A 19,647-nucleotide genomic window follows, 5' to 3' on the forward strand; every position below is an offset into this window, starting at 1 on the left:
CCTACTGCCCTATTGCCTTACTGCCCTACTCCCCTCCAAACGCAAGGAGACGGAGCCAGGCTCCGCAGGCAAAAAATGGCAAGACAAGATCAGGCCAACGACCAATTTTCGCTCACCTCTTTCCTCTATGGCGGCAACGCCGATTACATCGACGCGCTCTATGCCGCCTATGAGGACGATCCGGCCTCGGTCAATCCTGAATGGCAGGAGTTCTTCGCCGGGCTGAAGGACGATGCCGGCGATGTGCGCAGGAATGCCAAGGGCGCTTCCTGGGCCAGGCCTTCCTGGCCGCTGCAGGCCAATGGCGAACTGGTGTCGGCGCTCGACGGCAATTGGGGCATCGTCGAGAAGCACCTGGAAAAGAAGGTCAAGGACAAGGCGGTCACCAACGGCGTCGTGCTCTCCGATGCCGATGTGCACCAGGCGACGCGCGATTCCGTGCGCGCCATCATGATGATCCGCGCCTATCGCATGCGTGGCCATCTGCACGCCAATCTCGATCCGCTCGGCATCGCCAAGCCGCTCGAAGACTATAACGAACTGTCGCCGGAGAATTACGGCTTCACCGCAGCCGATTACGACCGGCCGATCTTCCTCGACAATGTGCTGGGGCTGGAATTCGGCACCATCCGGCAGATGCTGGAAATCCTCACCCGCACCTATTGCTCGACGCTCGGCGTCGAATTCATGCACATCTCCGATCCCGAGGAGAAGGCCTGGATCCAGGCGCGCATCGAAGGCGCCGACAAGGAAATCTCCTTCACCACCACCGGCAAGAAGGCGATCCTGCAGAAGCTGGTCGAGGCCGAAGGCTTCGAGCAGTTCATCGACGTCAAGTACAAGGGCACCAAGCGCTTCGGCCTCGACGGCGGCGAGGCGCTGATCCCGGCGCTGGAGCAGATCGTCAAGCGCGGCGGCCAGCTCGGCATGAAGGAGATCGTGCTTGGCATGGCCCATCGCGGCCGCCTCAACGTGCTTTCCCAGGTGATGGCCAAGCCGCACCGCGCCATCTTCCACGAGTTCAAGGGCGGCTCGGCCGCCCCCGACGAGGTCGAGGGCTCGGGCGACGTGAAGTACCATCTCGGCGCCTCGTCGGACCGCGAGTTCGACGGCAACAAGGTGCATCTGTCGCTGACTGCCAACCCCTCGCACCTGGAAATCGTCGATCCCGTTGTCATGGGCAAGGCGCGCGCCAAGCAGGATTATCTGTTCGGCCGCGGCCGCGAGGAAATCGTGCCGCTGGAGGAGCGCGCCAAGGTGCTGCCGCTGCTGCTGCATGGCGACGCCGCCTTCGCCGGCCAGGGCGTGATCGCCGAAATCCTCGGCCTGTCGGGCCTGCGCGGCCACCGCGTCGCCGGCACGCTGCATTTTATCATCAACAACCAGATCGGCTTCACCACCAATCCGCGCTTCTCGCGCTCGTCGCCCTATCCGTCCGACGTCGCCAAGATGATCGAGGCGCCGATCTTCCACGTCAATGGCGACGACCCGGAAGCCGTGGTGCACGCCACCAAGGTGGCGATCGAATTCCGCATGAAGTTCCACAAGCCGGTGGTCGTGGACATGTTCTGCTACCGCCGCTTCGGCCACAATGAAGGCGACGAGCCGGCCTTCACCCAGCCGATCATGTACCGCAACATCCGTACCCACAAGACGACGGTGCAGATCTATGGCGACCGGCTCATCGCCGAGGGCCATATCACCCAGGCCGAGCTCGACCAGATGAAGGCCGACTGGCGCGCGCATCTGGAATCGGAGTGGGAAGTCGGCCAGCACTACAAGCCCAACAAGGCCGACTGGCTGGATGGCGCGTGGTCGGGCCTGCGCACGGCCGACAACCAGGACGAACAGCGCCGTGGCAAGACCGCCGTGCCGGTCAAGACGCTGAAGGAAATCGGCAAGAAGCTGACCGAGGTGCCGAAGGGTTTCGAGGCGCACAAGACGATCATCCGCTTCCTCGAAAACCGCCGCGAAGCCATCGAATCCGGCGAAGGCATCGACTGGTCGACGGCCGAGGCGCTGGCTTTCGGCGCCATCCTGCTCGATGGCAACCCGATCCGCCTGTCTGGTCAGGATTCCGAACGCGGCACCTTCTCGCAGCGCCATTCCGTGCTCTACGACCAGCGCGACGAAACCCGCTACATCCCGCTCAACAATCTGTCGGCGGCACAGGCCGGCTACGAAGTCATCAACTCGATGCTGTCGGAAGAGGCGGTGCTGGGCTTCGAATATGGCTACAGCCTGGCCGAGCCGAAGGCGCTGACACTATGGGAAGCGCAGTTCGGCGACTTCGCCAACGGCGCCCAGGTGGTGTTCGACCAGTTCATCTCGTCGGGCGAACGCAAGTGGCTCAGAATGTCGGGTCTCGTTTGTCTCTTGCCGCATGGCTATGAAGGCCAGGGTCCGGAACATTCCTCGGCAAGGCTCGAGCGCTTCCTGCAGCTTTGCGCCGAAGACAATATGCAGGTGGCCAATTGCACCACGCCGGCCAACTACTTCCACATCCTGCGCCGGCAGCTGAAGCGCGACTTCCGCAAGCCGCTGATCCTGATGACGCCGAAGTCGCTGCTGCGCCACAAGCGGGCGGTGTCGACGCTGCCGGAAATCTCGGGCGAAAGCTCGTTCCACCGGCTGTTGTGGGACGATGCCCAGCTGTTGCCCAACCAGCCGATCAAGCTCACCAAGGATTCGAAGATCCGCCGCGTCGTGCTGTGCTCGGGCAAGGTCTACTACGACCTCTACGAGGAGCGCGAGAAGCGCGGCATCAACGACATCTATCTCTTGCGCGTCGAACAGCTCTATCCGTTCCCGGCCAAGGCGCTGATCACCGAATTGTCGCGTTTCCGCAACGCCGAGATGGTGTGGTGCCAGGAGGAGCCCAAGAACATGGGCGCCTGGTCATTCATCGACCCGTATCTGGAATGGGTGCTGGCGCATATCGACGCCAAGCATCAGCGGGTGCGCTACACCGGCCGGCCGGCGGCCGCGTCGCCGGCGACCGGATTGATGTCCAAGCACCTTGCCCAGCTCGCCGCCTTGCTCGAAGACGCGCTCGGCGAATAAAGCAGGCGAATAGAACAGAACCGACAAGAACGGACAGGCACAATGGCTACCGAAATCCGCGTTCCCACTCTCGGCGAATCCGTCACCGAGGCGACCATCGGAAAATGGTTCAAGAAGGTCGGCGATGCCATTGCCGTCGACGAGCCGCTGGTCGAGCTCGAAACCGACAAGGTGACGATAGAGGTTCCGGCCGCCGCCGCCGGCACGCTGGGCGAAATCGTCGCCAAGGAAGGCGAGACGGTCGGTGTCGGCGCGCTGCTGGGCTCGATTTCGGCTGGTGGCGCTGCTGCCCCAGTGACCAAGCCGCAGGCGGTGTCGCAGGCCTCCTCGCCGGATGCGGCGTCGACCAGCAAGCAGGCCGCGGCCGAGACCGCCAAGATCGCCGGCGATGCCGGCACGGTCGAGCCGCGCACCATGCCGCCGGCGCCGGCCGCCGCGAAACTCATCGCCGAGAACAATTTGTCGGTCGACCAGCTTTCCGGCTCGGGCAAGCGCGGCCAGGTGCTGAAGGGCGACGTGCTCGACGCCATCTCCAAGGGCGCGCCGTCGCAGCCTGCGGAGACACCGAAGGCAGCGCCGGCACCGATCGCGGTGCGTGCACCGTCCTCCGGCGACGATGCCTCGCGTGAAGAGCGCGTGCGCATGACCAAATTGCGCCAGACCATCGCGCGGCGGCTCAAGGAAGCACAGTCGACCGCCGCCATGCTGACGACCTTCAACGAGGTCGACATGTCGGCGGTGATGGCGCTCAGGACCAAGTACAAGGACGTGTTCGAGAAGAAGCACGGCGTGAAGCTCGGCTTCATGGGCTTCTTCACCAAGGCCGTCACCCACGCGCTGAAGGAAATCCCGGCGGTCAATGCCGAGATCGACGGCACCGACATCATCTACAAGAACTTTGCCCATGTCGGCGTCGCCGTCGGCACCGAGAAGGGCCTGGTCGTGCCTGTGGTGCGCGATGCCGACCAGATGTCGATCGCCGAGATCGAGAAGGAAATCGGCCGGCTGGGCATCGCCGCGCGCGACGGCAAGCTGTCGGTCGCCGACATGCAGGGCGGCACGTTCACGATATCCAATGGCGGCGTCTACGGCTCGCTGATGTCGACGCCGATCCTCAATGCGCCGCAGTCCGGCATTCTGGGCATGCACAAGATCCAGGACCGGCCCGTCGTGGTCGGCGGCCAGATCGTGATCCGGCCGATGATGTATCTGGCGCTCAGCTACGATCACCGGATCGTCGACGGCAAGGAAGCCGTGACCTTCCTGGTCCGCGTCAAGGAAAGCCTGGAGGATCCGGAACGGCTGGTGCTTGATCTGTGAGCAAGGCTGACCCCCGATGAGCGGCTGGCTGGAGCGGTTCGGTTACAGCCTGGGCCGGCGAGCCGGTGGCGTCCTGCGGTCTATTGGCCTGGCCGCCGCCGTCGTTCCGTCGCTGGCGACGGCAGCCCAATGGGACCCTTCGCAGGCGAGCAGCAATCTTGGCATTTTCGCTTTGAGCGATGCTCAACTGGAAGAGCGGAAGATCACCGTCACTCCGATCGGCGAACTCGAATTGCCGACCGGTGAAATCATCGCGTGCGATCCTCTGATCAGCGATACCGAGATGCCGGCCTTGAGCCGTAGGGTCAAACCGGGGCGCTACCCGGTTTCGCTGCTGGAAGCCCAGGGCCGCGTCGCGATTTCGGTGCTGCGCTTCAAGCCCGGCACGCCGGTTCGCTGGGAACTGGCGACAGTGCCCGGCCAGGATGCGTCGACCTTGAAGGGCGACGAGATCTTCGGCTATCCCGTCGATGCCGGCCTTGGCTCGTTCATGGACAAAACGGCGATGGCGCTGATGTCGGGTGAGCAGGACAAGCTCAAGGCCGAGCAGAATTACTATGACGACGTGCTGGCGGCCGAATTCGCGCCCAACCAGGACAGGTTCGTCATGCATCATCCGGTTGCCGGCAACCCGCTCAACATCGCCATGTTCTGGAGCGGCTGGGGCGACGGATTCTATCCATCGTTCTGGGGGCTGGACGCGGCCGGCGAGCCGCTGCTGCTGATGACCGATTTTGGCGTTCTGGAAAACGCCGATGGCCGCGAGAGCCAGTAGGGCACCGCGATGCAAAGCGCAATGTCGCCCACCATCCGATGTCTCGCTGGATTGCTGGCGATCTTGTTTACCAACTCTGCCGCTTATGCCGCCTGCCCGATCGAACTCGCCGTCTATGGTGACGCGCAGAGTGGCAGCGAGATCGACTTTACGCCGACCGGGACCTCAGCTGTTGTCACCAACAGTTACCGCATGATCCTCGACAACAATGTGGTGCTGAACGGCATTGTGATGTGGAGCTCGGGTGAAGCGCGGCCGAACGGTTCCTTGATGTACAAATGCCCCGAGGGCGACGTCACCGGCGGCGAACTTGCCGCCTGCACGCTGTGGAACGGTGTGATCTATACGTCGGATGAAAAGGGCGCGATCGGGCTGTTGCCGGCCGAAGGTGTCGATGCGCCGAAGACACTGATCTTTCCCGATCTTGGGCCGTCATTGCGGCATTCGCTGGCCTATGGTGGCAGCGGATTCTCAAAAGTGCCGTCGGATGTGTTTACGCTGAAGGGATGCCAGGAATGAGCGAGACGCAAAAGGTGCTGTTGGTCACCGGCGGCAGTCGCGGCATTGGCGCCGCGGTCTGCCGGCAGGGGTCCAAGGCGGGCTATCGCGTTGCAATCAACTATGCCTCGAACCAGGCGGCGGCCGACGCGCTGGTTGCCGAGATCAAGGCTGCCGGCGGCGACGCTTTTGCCGTCAAGGGTGATGTCGGCAGCGAGGCCGACATCCTGGCCATCTTCGAAGCGGTGGACCGCACCTGGGGCCGGCTAGACGCCTTCGTCAACAATGCCGGTATCGTCGACGCCAAGGCGCGTGTCGACGAGATGAGCGCGGCACGGCTGGAGCGCATGATGCGCATCAATGTCGTCGGTTCCATCCTCTGCGCCCGCGAAGCGGTCAAGCGCATGTCGACGCGCCATGGTGGCAAGGGCGGAGCGATCGTCAACATCTCGTCGGCGGCGGCGGTGCTGGGCGCGCCCGACAATTACGTCGACTATGCCGCCTCCAAGGGCGCCATCGACACGTTCACCATCGGGCTTGCCCGCGAGGTGGCGCTGGAAGGCATCCGCGTCAACGCGGTGCGGCCGGGCATTATCGACACCGATATCCACGCCTCCGGCGGACAGCCGGATCGGGTGGCGCTGATCCAGGACTCGCTGCCGATGAAAAGGGCGGGCACCGCGGATGAAGTCGCGGCAGCGATTCTCTATCTTCTATCCGACGCCGCATCCTATACGACAGGCGCGATCCTGAATGTCAGCGGCGGCCGCTGAGCGCCAAGCAAAGGGAAACAAACATGGCTTATGACGTCGTTATCATCGGATCTGGACCCGGCGGCTATGTCTGCGCCATCAAGGCGGCACAGCTTGGGCTGAAGGTGGCGGTGGTCGAGAAGAACGCTACCTTCGGCGGCACCTGCCTCAACATCGGCTGCATCCCGTCGAAGGCGCTGCTCCATGCCTCGGAAATGTTCGCCGAGGCCGGCCATTCCTTCGACACGCTGGGTATCGAGATACCGGCGCCCAAGCACAATCTGAAGAAGATGATGGCGCACAAGGATGCGACGGTGGCGTCCAACGTCAACGGCGTCGCCTTCCTGTTCAAGAAGAACAAGATCGACTCCTTCCGCGGCACCGGCAAGGTGGTCGCGGCGGGCAAGGTCTCGGTCACCTCCGAGGACGGCAAGGTCGAGGAGATCGAGACGAAGAACATCGTCATCGCCACCGGTTCGGATGTCGCCGGCATTCCCGGGGTCAAGGTCGATATCGATGAGAAGATCATCGTGTCGTCGACCGGCGCGCTGTCGCTGGACAAGGTTCCGGGCCATCTGGTGGTGGTCGGCGGCGGTGTCATCGGGCTCGAACTCGGCTCGGTGTGGGCGCGGCTCGGCGCCAAGGTCACCGTGGTCGAGTTCCTCGACACCATCCTCGGCGGCATGGACGGCGAGGTCTCCAAGCAATTCCAGCGGCTGCTCTCCAAGCAAGGCTTCGAGTTCAAGCTCGGCGCCAAGGTCACCGGTGTCGCCAAGGCCAAGAAGGGTGCCACCGTCACCTTCGAGCCGGTGAAGGGTGGCGCCGCCGAGACCATCGCCGCCGATGTCGTGCTGATCGCCACCGGCCGCCGCGCCTTTTTCGACAGTCTCGGGCTGAAGGAAGCGGGCGTCGAGGTCGACGAGCGCGGCCGGGTCAAGACCGACGGACACCTGCGCACCAACGTCCCCGGCATCTATGCCATCGGCGATGTCATCGCCGGGCCGATGCTGGCGCACAAGGCCGAGGACGAGGGCGTGGCGGTGGCCGAAACCATCGCCGGTCAGGCCGGCCATGTGAATTACGAGGTTATCCCGAGCGTCGTCTACACCAGCCCGGAAATCGCCTCGGTCGGCAAGACCGAGGAAGAGCTGAAGAAGGCCGGCATAGACTACAAGATCGGAAAATTCCCGTTCAGCGCCAATGGCCGCGCCCGCGCCATGCTGCACACGGACGGTTTCGTGAAGATCCTCGCCGACAAGGCCAGCGACCGCGTGCTCGGCGTGCACATTGTCGGCTTCGGCGCCGGCGAGATGATCCACGAGGCGGCCGTGCTGATGGAGTTCGGCGGCTCGTCGGAAGACCTCGCCCGCACCTGCCACGCGCATCCGACGATGTCGGAAGCGGTGAAGGAAGCGGCGCTGGCCACTTTCTTCAAGCCGATCCATATCTGAGGACGGCCAACGCTTCGACCGCTTGGAACAGCGGTCATCGCTCCAAACAGAACGGCCCGCCTTTCAGCGGGCCGTTCGTATCTGGTGCCGGGCCGATCAGTTGGCCGGTGCGGGCGCCGGAGCGGGAGCTGGCGCCGGTGCAGGCGCGGGTGCCGGAGCAGGCGCAGGAGCCGGTGCGGGCGCTGGTTCGGCTGGCTTGGCCGGTTCAGCGGGCTTCATCGGTTCTGCCGGAGCAGGCGCCGGGGCCGGTGTGCTGGCCGCTGGCGGTTCGGCGGGTGCCGGATGCTCGCCGCTTCTGCCGAAAACATAATACGCGACAATCGCCAGGATAACGACGACCAGCGCAATCAGCCAGGGGCTGCCGCCCCCGCCGCTTGGCCTGGGAGTGTCGTTCGATGGATTCGCCATAAAAGTGTCCTCCGTGGATGAAAATGATCAATCAACAGCCATCAACGCGCAACCGTTGAATGGGTTTCACGCTAGGGAAGGAAAGCGCCGAAAACGCGGCGTTTGGGCCCCCCACCGCCATCCGACTCAATTGACGGCGGTGACAGTATAGCCGGCTTTGCGGAAATCCTCGACCAGTCCTCTCCGGGCCGGCGGCGTTTCGCCACGCAGCGAGCCAAACCAACCGATGCTATCGTTGGTTGCGAGGGATTTGCCGATATGACGCCCACCGCACAAACCTTTCCCGATCCCGAAGGCGTTCTTGCCGGCGCTCAGTTTGCCGACCGATACGTACTGACAACCGATGGCCTTGCATTGACCGCCATGGGCGCGGCCGAACGCGCCCTGGCGCGAACACCGCGATGGGTCGGCCGGCTTACGGCGCTGCGCAACCTTGCCGTCAGGCCATTTGGGCTGAAAGGCGGGGCTGACCCCGACGCGCCGCCGGAAAGCAAGGTCGGCATGTTTCCGCTCATCAGCCAGGCGCCCGGCAGGGTCGTCCTTGGGCTGAACGACCGGCATCTCGATTTCCGCCTCCTGGTGGAGGTGAACGACCTCGGCGCGGGCCGGCAGGAGGTGGCCGCATCGACGATCGTGAAGACGCACAATCTGTTTGGGCGGACCTATCTCGCCATCATCATGCCGTTTCACCGCATCATCGTTCCGGCGATGCTGGCTCAGGTCTTGATCAAATAGGGGTCAAAGCCCCACTGCCGTGACAGTATAGCCAGCTTTGCGGAAATCCTCGACCAGTCCCTCGGGGCCTGGAAGATGCAGCGCGCCCACCGCCATGAAGACATTGCCCCTGGCCAGGATCGGCCCGGCGTGATCGACCATCACCTTGTTGCGGCTGGTGATCATGGTTTCCTCGAAGGCGGCATAGCCCGAGGCGTCGTTCTGCTCTTCGGGCATGGCGGCGCGAAACAGCGGCCAGAACATGCCGGTGTCGCCGCGCTGGTAGAGCACGATCATGGTCTCGTTGATGTCGTTGACCTTGTCGCCGAGCTTCAGCGTGTCGACCAGGCCCTTCATGTGGAAGGCGAGCGGCAGCGAGGCCATGGCGCGCAGCTGGCTCTCGGCCGTTTCCAATCCTTCCACCGGCTTGCCGGCCGCCTTGGCGCTCTCGGCCAGCTTGACGTCGAGCACCGGCGCGCCGCCGGACTGGCGGGCAAGTTCGCACGCCGGAAGCGCCATCATCGCCGACAGCATCCACGGCTTCATCTTGGCGACGCTTGCCGGCGGAATGCCGCGCGCGTCGAGCGCTGCATTCATCGCCGCCGCTTCGTCCGGTTTCAGCAAGGACGACAGCGTGGTGGAGTCGGTGAACATCATCAGGTCCGGCTCCTTCAGCATCGCCGTCATCATCTTCTGCTTGTCGAGCACGTCGGTGGTTTCGATGATGAGGGTGCCGGCGGCGTCAAAAGCCTTCTGTGCTTCCGGAGGCAGCGTGGTGACGCGCGAGTCGGTCATGTGCATGGTGCCGAACAAATAGGAGGGCTGTTCGCCTGGCTTCTCCAGCTTCCACAGCAGGCCCCTGCCATTCAGCGTGGCGGCGGCTTCCGCCTCGATCTTGCTGTAGATGGCAGGGCTGCTCTTCTGCAGGGCCGACAGCATGTCGGCGCCGCTGCAGGTCGGGACTTCCGCATGCGCCCTGCCGGCCGCGAACAGCAGCACGGCGAGGAAGGACAGGAAAAACAGCACGTTGAGCGCGACAAGCAGCTTCAGCGACAGGGACGCTGCACGATCGGCGATGGCGATGACACGTTTCATGATCCTATTCCTAGAACCGAAAAGCGGCAAAACGGTTAATTGGCACCGCGAAATTGAAGGCTTCACGCTCTCGGATGGGCGGATTCGTAGATTTCCAGCAGCCTTGCGGTGTCGACGCCGGTGTAGATCTGCGTCGTCGACAGGCTGGCGTGGCCGAGCAGTTCCTGGATGGTGCGCAGATCGCCGCCACGGCCGAGCAGGTGCGTGGCGAAGGAATGGCGCAGCGCGTGCGGCGTCGCGGTGTCGGGCAGGTTGAGCGCCGAGCGCAGTTTGGCCATGTCGCGCTGGATGATGGCCGGATTGAGCGGGCCGCCGCGTGCGCCGCGAAACAGCAGGCCCTTGGGGTCGAGATGGTAGGGGCAGAGCCGGCGGTATTCGGCGATTGCCCTGAGCGCCACCGGCAGCACCGGCACCAGCCGCGTCTTGCCGCCCTTGCCGGTGACGCGCAGCACGGTGTCAGCCTCCGATACCAGATCGGCGCCGGCGAGGCCGAGCGCTTCGGAAATGCGCAGGCCCGAGCCGTAAAGCAGCGTCAGCACGGCGGCGTTGCGGGCGGCGATCCAGGGCTCTTCGGCCAGCTGGCCTTCCACCGAGACGACCTGCTTGGCGTCGCTCGCCGTCAGCGGTTTTGGCAGCGATTTGGGCTGGCGCGGCGCGCGCAACGCGGCGGCGCCAGCGGCATTGGCCAAGCCACGCCGTTCGAGAAAACGCAACAGCGAGCGGATGCCGGCCAGACCTCGGCCCAGCGTGCGGGCGCCGGCGCCGGCGTTGCGGCGGGCGGCGAGGAAGCCCCGCAGATCGGCCGGGCGCAGATTGGCGATGTCGGAAATGCCGGGCGAGCCACCGCAATGGCCGGTGAGGAAATGCAGGAACTGGCGCGTGTCGCGCTCATAGGCCTCGACCGTTTCCGGTGACAGTCGGCGTTCACGCGCCAGCATCTTCAGCCAGTTTTCGCGCGCCGCCTGCAGATCGGGTTTCGCCGGGATGAGGAATTCCTGCATGGCGGCATTTTCCTGTATCCGGGTTAGGAAGCGGTGAAGAGCCCGTCATTGAAATGACAGCCGCGCGGGGTTAGAGCAGGCCAAAGGATATTTCGCGATGAGCAAGCCGCAAAACCCCGTCCAGATGGCCGTGATCGGCGCCGCCCACGGCATCAAGGGCGAGCTCCGGGTGAAGACCTTCACCGGCGAACCGATGGCGCTGGCCGATTATGGGCCGCTCTATGCCAGGGATGGCCGCGCCTTCCAGATCACGGACATCAGGCCGGCCAACACTGTCGTGGTGGTGCGCTTCAAAGGCATCAGCGACCGCAATGCGGCAGAGGCGCTCGCCGGCACCGAACTGTTCGTCGACCGCTCGATGCTGCCGGATGATGGCGAGGAGGATGAATTCTACCATGCCGACCTGGTCGGGCTGGAGGTTCGCGACGACACCGGCACCGCGCTCGGCAAGGTGGTCGCGGTGCATAATTTCGGTGGCGGCGACATTCTCGACGTGACGCTTGCCGGCCGCAAGGGCGTGCTGATCCCGTTCACCCAGGCCGCCGTGCCTGACGTGTCGATCGCCGAGGGCTTTGTCCGCGTCGATCCGGTGGCGGCCGGGCTGGTCGAGGACGAGGACGGCGATGCGCCGCGGGAGGAAGATTTCGATCCGAAGGGCAGGCCGCGCGGACCGCGCGACGCCGGGGGCAACCGGTGAGTTTTGCCGCCTCGGTGCTGACGCTCTATCCCGAGATGTTTCCGGGCGCGCTCGGCCTGTCGCTGGCGGGCCGCGCGCTGGAGGCGGGCACGTGGTCGCTTGCAACGATCCAGATCCGCGACTTCGCCACCGACAAGCACCGCACCGTCGACGACACGCCGGCCGGCGGCGGCGCCGGCATGGTGATGCGCGCCGACGTGCTGGCCAGGGCGATCGACCATGCCTCGCCGCCAGGCGATACCCGTCCGCGCCTTTTGATGAGCCCGCGCGGCAAACCGCTGACCCAGGCGCGCGTGCGCGAGCTGGCCGCCGGGCCGGGCGCCGTCATCCTGTGCGGCCGCTTCGAGGGCGTCGACCAGCGACTGATCGAGGCACGAGGGTTGGAGGAAGTCTCGATCGGCGACTTCATCCTGTCGGGCGGCGAGCCGGCGGCGCTCGTACTGCTCGATGCCGTGGTGCGGCTGCTGCCCGGCGTCATGGGCAACGCCGTGTCCGGCGAGGAAGAGAGTTTCGAGAACGGCCTGCTCGAACATCCGCACTACACGCGACCGCAGGAGTTCGAGGGCAGGGAGATTCCGCAAGTGCTGATCTCCGGCAATCACAAGAAGATCGCGGCATGGCGGCGGGAGCAGTCCGAGCGGCTGACCCGGGAGCGGCGACCGGATCTTCTCAGCGCTCACCCCTTGGCAAAATAATAGAAAGCGAGAAACAGGCCGACGGCGACGACGAAGCCACGCACGACGTTTTGCGGCACGCGCTTGGCGATCCAGACGCCGGCATAACCGCCCAGCGCGCCGCCGGGGATCATGACGATCGCCTGCGGCCAGGCGACGACGCCGCCCGAGACGAAGACGGCGATGGCGACAGCGGCGATGACCACGGCCAGCATGTTCTTCAGCGCGTTCAGCCGGTGGTAGTCGCCGGCCTGAGTCAGGCCGAGCGTCGCCAGCATCATCACGCCCATGCCGGCGCCGAAGAAGCCGCCATAGATGGCGGTGACAAACTGCGCCAGCGAGCCGGCGAGGGAGCCGACCGCCGCCTCATGACCGGGTTTTGGCGCCGGCTTCAGCCACGGCCCGGCGGCAAACAGGGCGGTTGCAGCCAAAAGCAGCCACGGCACCATGACGCGGAAGGACGGGTTGGACAGCGCCAGCAGGATCAGCGCGCCGACCAGTGCGCCGACCGCCGATATGGCGCACAGCAGCAGGGCGCCGCGCCAGAAGTGGCGGATATCGGTCCAATAGGCGAGCGTCGAGGTGATGTAGCCCGGGAATTGCGTGACCGAGGAGGTGGCGTTGGCGACGATTGGCGGCACGCCGACCAGTGTCATGGCGCCGAAGGTGATGAAGGTGCCGCCGCCGGCGACCGCGTTGGCGGCGCCGGACAGGAAGCCCGCCAGGAACAGCAGGATGGCGTCGAAGACAGACATGGAATGCCGCCGCTCAAAAACTGTGCTATGTCAGGCTTAGAAAGCCGCGGAGAGCGGCGCAACCCGGCACGAAGCGATTACGATGATGCCATGCCGGCAAAAAAGACTCGCGCCCGGGCGTGACAAAGCGCTGAAATAGCTGTATGTGCCCGCCGAACCGGAAGAAGAATCTGCCGGACCCGTCAACAATGACGGTGTAGTCGCCCCTGTCCGATGTCATCTCGACAAAGGACATAGCCGAGCGGTCAATGGAGCTGCAAGGCGAGTGTCGGACGCTCTGACTGTCGGAAGAACAAGAAGTGGATTACTAGAGATGGATCTCATCCGTCAGCTCGAGGCCGAGCAGGCCGCCAAGATCGAAGCCAAGCGCAAGCTTCCCGAATTTCAGCCCGGCGACACCGTGCGCGTCCAGGTCCGCGTGACCGAAGGCACCCGCACCCGCGTCCAGGCCTATGAGGGCGTCGTCATCGCCCGCGCCGGTTCCGGCTTCCAGGAAAATTTCACCGTCCGCAAGATCTCCTACGGCGAAGGCGTCGAGCGCGTGTTCCCGGTCTACTCGCCGATGGTCGAGGGCGTCGAGATCGTGCGCCGCGGCAAGGTGCGCCGCGCCAAGCTCTACTACCTGCGCGATCGTCGCGGCAAGTCGGCCCGTATTTCGGAAAACACCGGCGTGCGCGCCCGCAAGCTCAACGATGAGGAGCGCGACGCGCTGAACGCCGAGAAGGCCCGCATCGAGGCCGAGAAGGTCGCCGCCGCCCAGGCGCTGGCCGCCGAGACGGCCGCCAAGGAAGCCGCCGAGAAGAAGGCCGCCGCCGAGGCAGCCGCCGCCGCTGAGGCGACTCCGGCCGAATAAGGCTTTCGACGAACGAGTTTCTGAAAAGGCGGCTTTGGCCGCCTTTTTTCGTTTCACCAGACTGTGAACGCATTCAGCCCCGGAGACAGCATCCGGTCGTTGACGATGCATTATCTTGTGTACTAAACAATCGTACACAAGATAATTGGAGATTTGAAATGGCACTTTACACAACCCAGGCTCACGTCACCGGCGGTCGCGCCGGCCATGGCGAGACCAGCGACGGCCTGCTCAAGGTCGACCTGGCGATGCCCAAGGAACTCGGCGGGCCGGGTGGCGCGACCAATCCCGAGCAGCTTTTCGCCATCGGCTACGCCGCCTGCTTCGAAAGCGCCATCCGCTTCGTCGCGCGTAAACAGAAGCTGCCGCTGACGGATGCCGGGGTAACCTCCACTGTCAGCCTGCTCCCCAATGGCGAGGGCTTCAAGCTCGGCGTCGCGCTCGCGGCGGAGACGAAAGGCCTTGATCAGGCGGCCGCCGAAGCGCTTGTATCGGAAGCACACAAGATCTGCCCCTATTCCAACGCCATCCGGGGCAATGTCGACGTGGCGCTTTCGGTAAAGGCGGCATGACGGGAAGGACCACAGAGAGCGCCAGCGACGTCCCGGCGGAGGCCGCCGGGACGCTTCACGTGCCGCGGCTCGACCAGCAGCTCTGTTTCGCGCTTTATTCGGCAAGCGGACTGATGACCAAGCTCTACCGCCCGCTGCTCGATCCGCTCGGCCTGACCTATCCGCAATATCTGGTCATGCTGGCGCTGTGGCAGCACGCGCCGAGCACGGTGGGCGCGCTTGGCGAGGCGCTGGGGCTCGATTCCGCGACGCTGACGCCGCTGCTCAAGCGGATGGAGGCAGGCGGGCTGCTTACCCGCCGCCGTGATGCCGCCGATGAGCGCCGCGTGCTGGTCGAACCGACGGCCAAGGGCCAGGCGTTGCGCGCGCAAGCGAAGGATGTGTCGGTGGCACTTGCCTGCAGCGTGCCGATGCAGCCTGGCGAGGCGAAAGCGCTGCACGCGACGCTCACTCATCTCGTTGCCGGTCTGCGCAACGCCGTAGCGGAAGACGCCTCGGCGGATGCGGAGGCGCTGGTTTCTGGTTCGAGATAGCCAGATCATCCCGAAATCCCTGGATACAGGGCATCCGAATCCCTTTTCACGCGCGCTGACGCAGYGGACCGTCTTGCATGGCGCATGCGGAAAGCTAAAGTCGGCGCCGGATTTTCCTTGGAAGCCCGGCCGATATCCGGGCGCTTTCAATTTTCGGGAGTGTGTCATGACCAAGTCGAAACTGCTGCTGGCCGGCCTGCTTGCCCTCGTGCTGGCGCCCGTTGCCGCCTTCGCGCAGGCGCTGCCCGATCTCGCCGGCAAACAAGTGGTGGTGGTCACCGAAAACGCCTATCCGCCGCTGCAATTCATCGATCCCAAGACGGGCAAGCAGATCGGCTGGGAATATGACGCGATGAACGAAATCGCCAAGCGGCTCAACTTCAAGGTCGAGTACCGGAACACCTCCTGGGACGCGATGATCCAGGCGGTTTCCGATAACCAGTACAACATCGGCATGACCGGCATCACCATCAAGGACGACCGCAAGGAGAAGGTCGATTTCTCCGACCCCTATATGCGTTCGGAGCAGTTCATGCTGGTGCGCGGCGACGAAAGCCGCTTCACCGACGCCAAGACCTTCGGCGCCTTCAAGGACGGGCTGATCGGCGCGCAGCCCGGCACCACGCCCTTCTACACCGCCGTCTACAGCGTGCTCGACGGCAATGAGCAGAACCCGCGCATCAAACTGTTCGAGACCTTCGGCGCCACGGTGCAGGCCCTGAAGTCGGGCGACGTCGATGTCGTGCTGACCGACGGCACCGCCGGCAAGGGCTATGTCGATGCTTCCGAGGGCAAGCTCAAGCTGATCGGCGGCCCGCTCGGCACCGAGGATTTTGGCTTCATCTTCCCGAAGGGATCGGACCTGGTGAAGCCGGTCAACGCCGCGATCGCCGCGCTCAAGGCGGACGGCACGTTCGATGCGCTGAACAAGAAGTGGTTTCTTGATTACAAGATGGGGCAGTAGCTTCGTTGGCGCGCGTGCTTGCTGATGATGGTGCGCCGCAAATCGCGCTGACCCTGCGCCAGGGCACCCCCCTCTGTCCTGCCGGAGCCGGCCCTTCGCTGTCGCTCCGGGCGTTCGTCGTTCGAAAAGCCAAGCCGTTGGCTGTTCGTCCGCTGCGCGGACCTCTCCTCACCCCCCTCGAGGGGGAGATGGCCGGCAGGCCAGAGAGGGGGGCCTTGGCGCTATCCTCTCGGGACGTCAGCTCCACCGGCATCGCCTGATGGCTGCACCCGCATCTTCCACCAAATCCGAATTCCCCTGGTGGCTTGCCGCTGCCGCCGTGCTTGCGCTGGCGGCGGCCTTGTTCATCGCGGCCAGCGATCTCTATGCCCAGGTCTTCGCCACGGTCGCCAAGGGCATCGGCATCACCGTCTTCGTCACCGTGATCGCCTTCGCGCTGGCGTCGATCATCGGTCTCGGCATTGCGCTGATGGGCTTGTCCGCTTCACCCTGGCTGCGGCAGATCGCGCGGTTCTATGTCGAGATCATCCGCGGCGTGCCGATCCTGGTGCTGTTGTTCTGGATCGCCTTTGCCGGGGCGCCGGCCTTCGTCGCGGCCTGGAACGTGCTGACCGCGCCGCTGCAAAGTGCGGGCTATTTCGGCGAACTCCTGGTGCGCGACGTGTCGCTGTTGTGGCGGGCCATCATGGCGCTGACCATCGGCTATTCCGCCTTCATCTCGGAGGTCTTTCGGGCCGGTATCCAGGCGGTCGAGAAAGGCCAGATCGAGGCGGCCAAGGCGCTGGGCTTGAGCCGCTCGCAGCGCTTCCGGCTGGTCGTCTTTCCGCAGGCGATCCGCACCATATTGCCGCCGCTCGGCAATGATTTCGTCGCTCTGGTCAAGGATTCCTCGCTTGTCTCGGTGCTCGGCGTCGCGGACATCACCCAGATGGGCAAGGTCTATGCCGCCGGCTCGTTCCGCTTCTTCGAGACCTATTCGATCGTCGCCTATATCTATCTCATCCTCACCGTCGGCCTGTCGCTGGCGCTCAGGGCGCTGGAGCGGCGCCTGCGCCGCCAGCACGAGGAATAGTTTTTGGGCGAAGACAGGGTTACGATCCTGTCGACATCGAAGGAGGTCTCATGATCGTCGACAAGGCCAATGCGGCGCTGGATTCCGTCTATGGCGCCGACACGCCGGAAACGCTGGCGCAGGCCTATGCCGCCTGGGCCGCGACCTATGACAGCGAGACCGCCTCGCTCGGCTATTTGCTGCCGTTCCTGATCACCGCCTGGGTTACGCGCTATGTTCCGGCCGGCGAAGGGCCGCTGCTCGACGCCGGCTGCGGCACCGGCCTGTCGGGTCCGTCGCTGAAGGCGTTGGGTTACAGCGATATTGCCGGACTCGACCTGTCGGACGACATGCTCAGCATTGCCGGCAGCCGCAACGCCTATGGCGAGTTGAAACAGGCGATGCTGGGCGGGCCTCTGCCCTGGCCGGACGGTCATTTCCGCGCCTTCTTCTCGACAGGGGTGTTCACCATCAGCCACGCGCCGGCCTCGGGCCTCCACGAACTGGTGCGCATCACCAAAAAGGGCGGCCACGCCATCTTCACGGTGCGCGACCAGGTGTTTGAGAGCGGTGGCTTTCAGGCCGTGTTCGACGAGCTGGAGCAGGCGAAGAAATGGCGCCTGGTCGAGCAAAGCCCGTGGTTCAGGTGTTACGCCATCGCTGAGCCGGATGCGCTGGTGAAGACGTTTGTGTTCGAGGTGATGTGAGCGGTGCGTTCTTCCTTCTCCCGCAAGGGGAGAAGGAAGACACCTCGCCACGCCGCAATTGCCGAAAAGCCAAAACATTGGTATGAGCCACGCCATGGAAGAGCTTTTTGGCGATCCGGCCTACAAGGGGTTCGTGCTGCAGGACAGAAAACGCCTGCCGTCGCGCTTCTCCGCGCGCGTCTGCGGCGCGCTGACCAGCCGACTTAGCTAGGCCGCTTTCGCCGGGCCAAGGCCCTGCGGCGTTACACTCTTCCCATTCTCATATCGACGGATTTACGCACATGAGCGCACCGCGCACCCTCTACGACAAGATTTTCGACGACCACGTCGTCGACCGCCAGGACGACGGCACCTGCCTGCTCTATATCGACCGCCATCTCGTCCATGAAGTGACCAGCCCGCAGGCTTTCGAAGGCCTGCGCATGAGCGGCCGAAAAGTCCGGCATCCGGAAAAGACGCTGGCCGTGGTCGATCACAATGTCTCGACCTCGCCCGAGCGCAAGTTCGGCATCAAGAACGAGGAAAGCCGCATCCAGGTCGAGGCGCTGGCCAAGAACGCCAAGGATTTCGGCGTCGAATATTATTCCGAGAACGATATCCGCCAGGGCATCGTCCACATCATCGGCCCGGAGCAGGGCTTTACCTTGCCCGGCATGACCATCGTCTGCGGTGACAGCCACACGTCGACGCATGGCGCGTTCGGCGCGCTGGCGCACGGCATCGGCACGTCGGAAGTCGAGCATGTGCTGGCGACGCAGACGCTGATCCAGCGCAAGGCCAAGAACATGCTGGTGCGCGTCGACGGCCAGTTGCCGGAAGGCGTCACCGCCAAGGACATCATCCTGGCCATCATCGGCGAGATCGGCACCGCCGGCGGCACCGGCTATGTCATCGAATATGCCGGCGAGGCGATCCGCGCGCTGTCGATGGAAGGCCGCATGACGATCTGCAACATGTCGATCGAGGGCGGCGCGCGCGCCGGCCTGATCGCCGCCGACGAGACGACCTTCGCCTATGTCAAGGACAAGCCGCGCGCGCCGAAGGGCGCGGCCTGGGATGCCGCGCTCGCCTACTGGAAGACGCTGCAGTCCGACGAAGGCGCGCATTTCGACAAGGTGATCGTGCTCGACGCCGCCAAGCTGCCGCCCATCGTCTCCTGGGGCTCCTCGCCCGAGGATGTCGTCTCCGTGCAAGGCATCGTGCCGAACCCGGACGATATCACTGATGAGAACAAGCGCACCTCCAAGCAGCGCGCGCTCGACTATATGGGCCTGACGCCGGGCACCAAGATCACCGACATCGCGCTCGACCGCGTCTTCATCGGCTCCTGCACCAATGGACGCATCGAGGATCTGCGCGCCGCCGCCAAGGTGATCGAGGGCAAGACCGTCAATCCGCGCGTCAACGCCATGATCGTGCCGGGCTCCGGCCTGGTCAAGGAACAGGCGGAAGCCGAGGGTCTCGACAAGATCTTCCGCGCCGCCGGTTTCGACTGGCGCGAGCCGGGCTGCTCGATGTGCCTCGCCATGAACGACGACCGGCTGAAGCCGCATGAACGCTGCGCCTCGACCTCGAACCGCAATTTCGAGGGACGGCAAGGCTTCAAGGGCCGCACCCACCTGGTCTCGCCGGCCATGGCGGCGGCGGCGGCGATCGCCGGCCACTTCGTCGACATTCGCGACTGGAAGTAACCGCCAGTCCACACGTTCCGATGACTGCCAGACCCCGGACCGCATTGCGGTTCCGGGGTCTTTTCGTTCGCGC

At 64.5% G+C, this 19,647-nt stretch carries 19 protein-coding genes; 16 read left to right on the forward strand and 3 right to left on the reverse strand.

What is annotated here, in order from left to right; genetic code table 11:
- Positions 1-75 precede the first annotated feature (75 nt).
- The 7 genes from AC1DPX_RS05625 to AC1DPX_RS05655 all read left to right on the forward strand — a co-directional run bounded on the left by AC1DPX_RS05625 (position 76) and on the right by AC1DPX_RS05655 (position 9,002).
- The gene (locus AC1DPX_RS05625; RefSeq protein ID WP_202357199.1) at positions 76-3,063 is read left to right on the forward strand and encodes a 2-oxoglutarate dehydrogenase E1 component; all 2,988 of its coding nucleotides are present in this window, start codon (positions 76-78) and stop codon (positions 3,061-3,063) included.
- Positions 3,064-3,105: 42 nt separating this feature from the next.
- A complete protein-coding gene (gene odhB / locus AC1DPX_RS05630) occupies positions 3,106-4,383 on the forward strand; it encodes a 2-oxoglutarate dehydrogenase complex dihydrolipoyllysine-residue succinyltransferase (protein ID WP_477235141.1) in 1,278 nt (425 codons plus the stop codon).
- Positions 4,384-4,399: 16 nt separating this feature from the next.
- A complete protein-coding gene (locus tag AC1DPX_RS05635; protein WP_096451685.1) occupies positions 4,400-5,158 on the forward strand; it encodes a DUF4241 domain-containing protein in 759 nt (252 codons plus the stop codon).
- Positions 5,159-5,179: 21 nt separating this feature from the next.
- Positions 5,180-5,677, forward strand: coding sequence for a hypothetical protein (locus tag AC1DPX_RS05640; RefSeq protein ID WP_244730675.1), 498 nt, complete (start codon positions 5,180-5,182; stop codon positions 5,675-5,677).
- Complete coding sequence (locus tag AC1DPX_RS05645; protein ID WP_096451681.1) at positions 5,674-6,429, forward strand: SDR family oxidoreductase; 756 nt, start codon at positions 5,674-5,676, stop codon at positions 6,427-6,429. Before AC1DPX_RS05640 ends, AC1DPX_RS05645 begins: the two co-directional genes overlap by 4 nt.
- A gap of 23 nt (positions 6,430-6,452) precedes the next feature.
- A complete protein-coding gene (lpdA, locus tag AC1DPX_RS05650; RefSeq protein WP_477235143.1) occupies positions 6,453-7,859 on the forward strand; it encodes a dihydrolipoyl dehydrogenase in 1,407 nt (468 codons plus the stop codon).
- 666 nt (positions 7,860-8,525) lie between these two features.
- On the forward strand, positions 8,526-9,002 hold the full coding sequence (locus AC1DPX_RS05655; RefSeq protein WP_477235145.1) for a DUF2867 domain-containing protein: 477 nt from the start codon (positions 8,526-8,528) through the stop codon (positions 9,000-9,002).
- Positions 9,003-9,005: 3 nt separating this feature from the next.
- Here AC1DPX_RS05655 and AC1DPX_RS05660 read toward each other — a convergent pair whose 3' ends face one another.
- Positions 9,006-10,076 carry a TraB/GumN family protein gene (locus tag AC1DPX_RS05660; RefSeq protein ID WP_477235148.1) on the reverse strand — a complete coding sequence of 357 codons (1,071 nt, stop codon included), beginning with the start codon at positions 10,074-10,076 and terminating at the stop codon, positions 9,006-9,008.
- A 62-nt stretch (positions 10,077-10,138) separates the two neighbouring features.
- Entirely contained in the window at positions 10,139-11,077 is a 939-nt protein-coding gene (locus tag AC1DPX_RS05665; RefSeq protein WP_202357205.1) for a tyrosine recombinase XerC, read from the reverse strand.
- 97 nt (positions 11,078-11,174) lie between these two features.
- On the opposite strand from AC1DPX_RS05665, the gene rimM reads away from it, so the two are divergent.
- Together rimM and trmD are read left to right on the forward strand one after the other, a co-directional pair.
- Positions 11,175-11,774, forward strand: coding sequence for a ribosome maturation factor RimM (gene rimM, locus AC1DPX_RS05670; protein ID WP_032932242.1), 600 nt, complete (start codon positions 11,175-11,177; stop codon positions 11,772-11,774).
- Positions 11,771-12,469 carry a tRNA (guanosine(37)-N1)-methyltransferase TrmD gene (gene trmD, locus AC1DPX_RS05675; protein ID WP_202357206.1) on the forward strand — a complete coding sequence of 233 codons (699 nt, stop codon included), beginning with the start codon at positions 11,771-11,773 and terminating at the stop codon, positions 12,467-12,469. Before rimM ends, trmD begins: the two co-directional genes overlap by 4 nt.
- Here trmD and AC1DPX_RS05680 read toward each other — a convergent pair.
- Positions 12,451-13,203 (reverse strand): sulfite exporter TauE/SafE family protein, encoded by a 753-nt coding sequence (locus tag AC1DPX_RS05680; protein ID WP_202357207.1) that lies wholly within the window; start codon positions 13,201-13,203, stop codon positions 12,451-12,453. The genes trmD and AC1DPX_RS05680 overlap by 19 nt on opposite strands.
- A 313-nt stretch (positions 13,204-13,516) precedes the next feature.
- Here AC1DPX_RS05680 and rplS point away from each other — a divergent pair, with 313 nt between their 5' ends.
- The 7 genes from rplS to leuC all read left to right on the forward strand — a co-directional run bounded on the left by rplS (position 13,517) and on the right by leuC (position 19,574).
- Positions 13,517-14,056, forward strand: a complete 540-nt coding sequence (gene rplS / locus AC1DPX_RS05685) for a 50S ribosomal protein L19 (RefSeq protein ID WP_202357208.1) — start codon at positions 13,517-13,519, stop codon at positions 14,054-14,056.
- A gap of 158 nt (positions 14,057-14,214) precedes the next feature.
- On the forward strand, positions 14,215-14,628 hold the full coding sequence (locus tag AC1DPX_RS05690) for an organic hydroperoxide resistance protein (protein WP_010912317.1): 414 nt from the start codon (positions 14,215-14,217) through the stop codon (positions 14,626-14,628).
- Positions 14,625-15,161: a MarR family winged helix-turn-helix transcriptional regulator gene (locus tag AC1DPX_RS05695; RefSeq protein WP_477235150.1), complete on the forward strand. Its 537-nt coding sequence runs from the start codon at positions 14,625-14,627 to the stop codon at positions 15,159-15,161. Before AC1DPX_RS05690 ends, AC1DPX_RS05695 begins: the two co-directional genes overlap by 4 nt.
- A 166-nt stretch (positions 15,162-15,327) precedes the next feature.
- Entirely contained in the window at positions 15,328-16,125 is a 798-nt protein-coding gene (locus AC1DPX_RS05700) for a transporter substrate-binding domain-containing protein (RefSeq protein WP_202357211.1), read from the forward strand.
- Positions 16,126-16,384: 259 nt separating this feature from the next.
- The gene (locus tag AC1DPX_RS05705; protein WP_477235151.1) at positions 16,385-17,197 is read left to right on the forward strand and encodes an amino acid ABC transporter permease; all 813 of its coding nucleotides are present in this window, start codon (positions 16,385-16,387) and stop codon (positions 17,195-17,197) included.
- A 50-nt stretch (positions 17,198-17,247) separates the two neighbouring features.
- Positions 17,248-17,883, forward strand: coding sequence for a class I SAM-dependent DNA methyltransferase (locus AC1DPX_RS05710; RefSeq protein ID WP_477235153.1), 636 nt, complete (start codon positions 17,248-17,250; stop codon positions 17,881-17,883).
- A gap of 281 nt (positions 17,884-18,164) precedes the next feature.
- Entirely contained in the window at positions 18,165-19,574 is a 1,410-nt protein-coding gene (gene leuC, locus AC1DPX_RS05715) for a 3-isopropylmalate dehydratase large subunit (RefSeq protein WP_095202714.1), read from the forward strand.
- Positions 19,575-19,647 lie beyond the last annotated feature (73 nt).

The organism is Mesorhizobium sp. 01N446 (assembly GCF_056399285.1).

What these genes read in the sequence shown, in the direction of transcription:
- odhB (WP_477235141.1), top strand. Translation starts at nt 3,106, where the DNA reads ATGGCTACCGAAATCCGCGTTCCCACTCTCGGCGAATCCGTCACCGAG.
- AC1DPX_RS05700 (WP_202357211.1), top strand. Translation starts at nt 15,328, where the DNA reads ATGACCAAGTCGAAACTGCTGCTGGCCGGCCTGCTTGCCCTCGTGCTG.
- lpdA (WP_477235143.1), top strand. Translation starts at nt 6,453, where the DNA reads ATGGCTTATGACGTCGTTATCATCGGATCTGGACCCGGCGGCTATGTC.
- AC1DPX_RS05705 (WP_477235151.1), top strand. Translation starts at nt 16,385, where the DNA reads ATGGCTGCACCCGCATCTTCCACCAAATCCGAATTCCCCTGGTGGCTT.
- AC1DPX_RS05695 (WP_477235150.1), top strand. Translation starts at nt 14,625, where the DNA reads ATGACGGGAAGGACCACAGAGAGCGCCAGCGACGTCCCGGCGGAGGCC.
- AC1DPX_RS05635 (WP_096451685.1), top strand. Translation starts at nt 4,400, where the DNA reads ATGAGCGGCTGGCTGGAGCGGTTCGGTTACAGCCTGGGCCGGCGAGCC.
- AC1DPX_RS05710 (WP_477235153.1), top strand. Translation starts at nt 17,248, where the DNA reads ATGATCGTCGACAAGGCCAATGCGGCGCTGGATTCCGTCTATGGCGCC.
- AC1DPX_RS05690 (WP_010912317.1), top strand. Translation starts at nt 14,215, where the DNA reads ATGGCACTTTACACAACCCAGGCTCACGTCACCGGCGGTCGCGCCGGC.
- AC1DPX_RS05625 (WP_202357199.1), top strand. Translation starts at nt 76, where the DNA reads ATGGCAAGACAAGATCAGGCCAACGACCAATTTTCGCTCACCTCTTTC.
- AC1DPX_RS05665 (WP_202357205.1), bottom strand. Translation starts at nt 11,077, where the DNA reads ATGCAGGAATTCCTCATCCCGGCGAAACCCGATCTGCAGGCGGCGCGC.
- AC1DPX_RS05645 (WP_096451681.1), top strand. Translation starts at nt 5,674, where the DNA reads ATGAGCGAGACGCAAAAGGTGCTGTTGGTCACCGGCGGCAGTCGCGGC.
- AC1DPX_RS05680 (WP_202357207.1), bottom strand. Translation starts at nt 13,203, where the DNA reads ATGTCTGTCTTCGACGCCATCCTGCTGTTCCTGGCGGGCTTCCTGTCC.
- leuC (WP_095202714.1), top strand. Translation starts at nt 18,165, where the DNA reads ATGAGCGCACCGCGCACCCTCTACGACAAGATTTTCGACGACCACGTC.
- rplS (WP_202357208.1), top strand. Translation starts at nt 13,517, where the DNA reads ATGGATCTCATCCGTCAGCTCGAGGCCGAGCAGGCCGCCAAGATCGAA.
- AC1DPX_RS05660 (WP_477235148.1), bottom strand. Translation starts at nt 10,076, where the DNA reads ATGAAACGTGTCATCGCCATCGCCGATCGTGCAGCGTCCCTGTCGCTG.
- rimM (WP_032932242.1), top strand. Translation starts at nt 11,175, where the DNA reads ATGAGCAAGCCGCAAAACCCCGTCCAGATGGCCGTGATCGGCGCCGCC.
- AC1DPX_RS05655 (WP_477235145.1), top strand. Translation starts at nt 8,526, where the DNA reads ATGACGCCCACCGCACAAACCTTTCCCGATCCCGAAGGCGTTCTTGCC.
- AC1DPX_RS05640 (WP_244730675.1), top strand. Translation starts at nt 5,180, where the DNA reads ATGTCGCCCACCATCCGATGTCTCGCTGGATTGCTGGCGATCTTGTTT.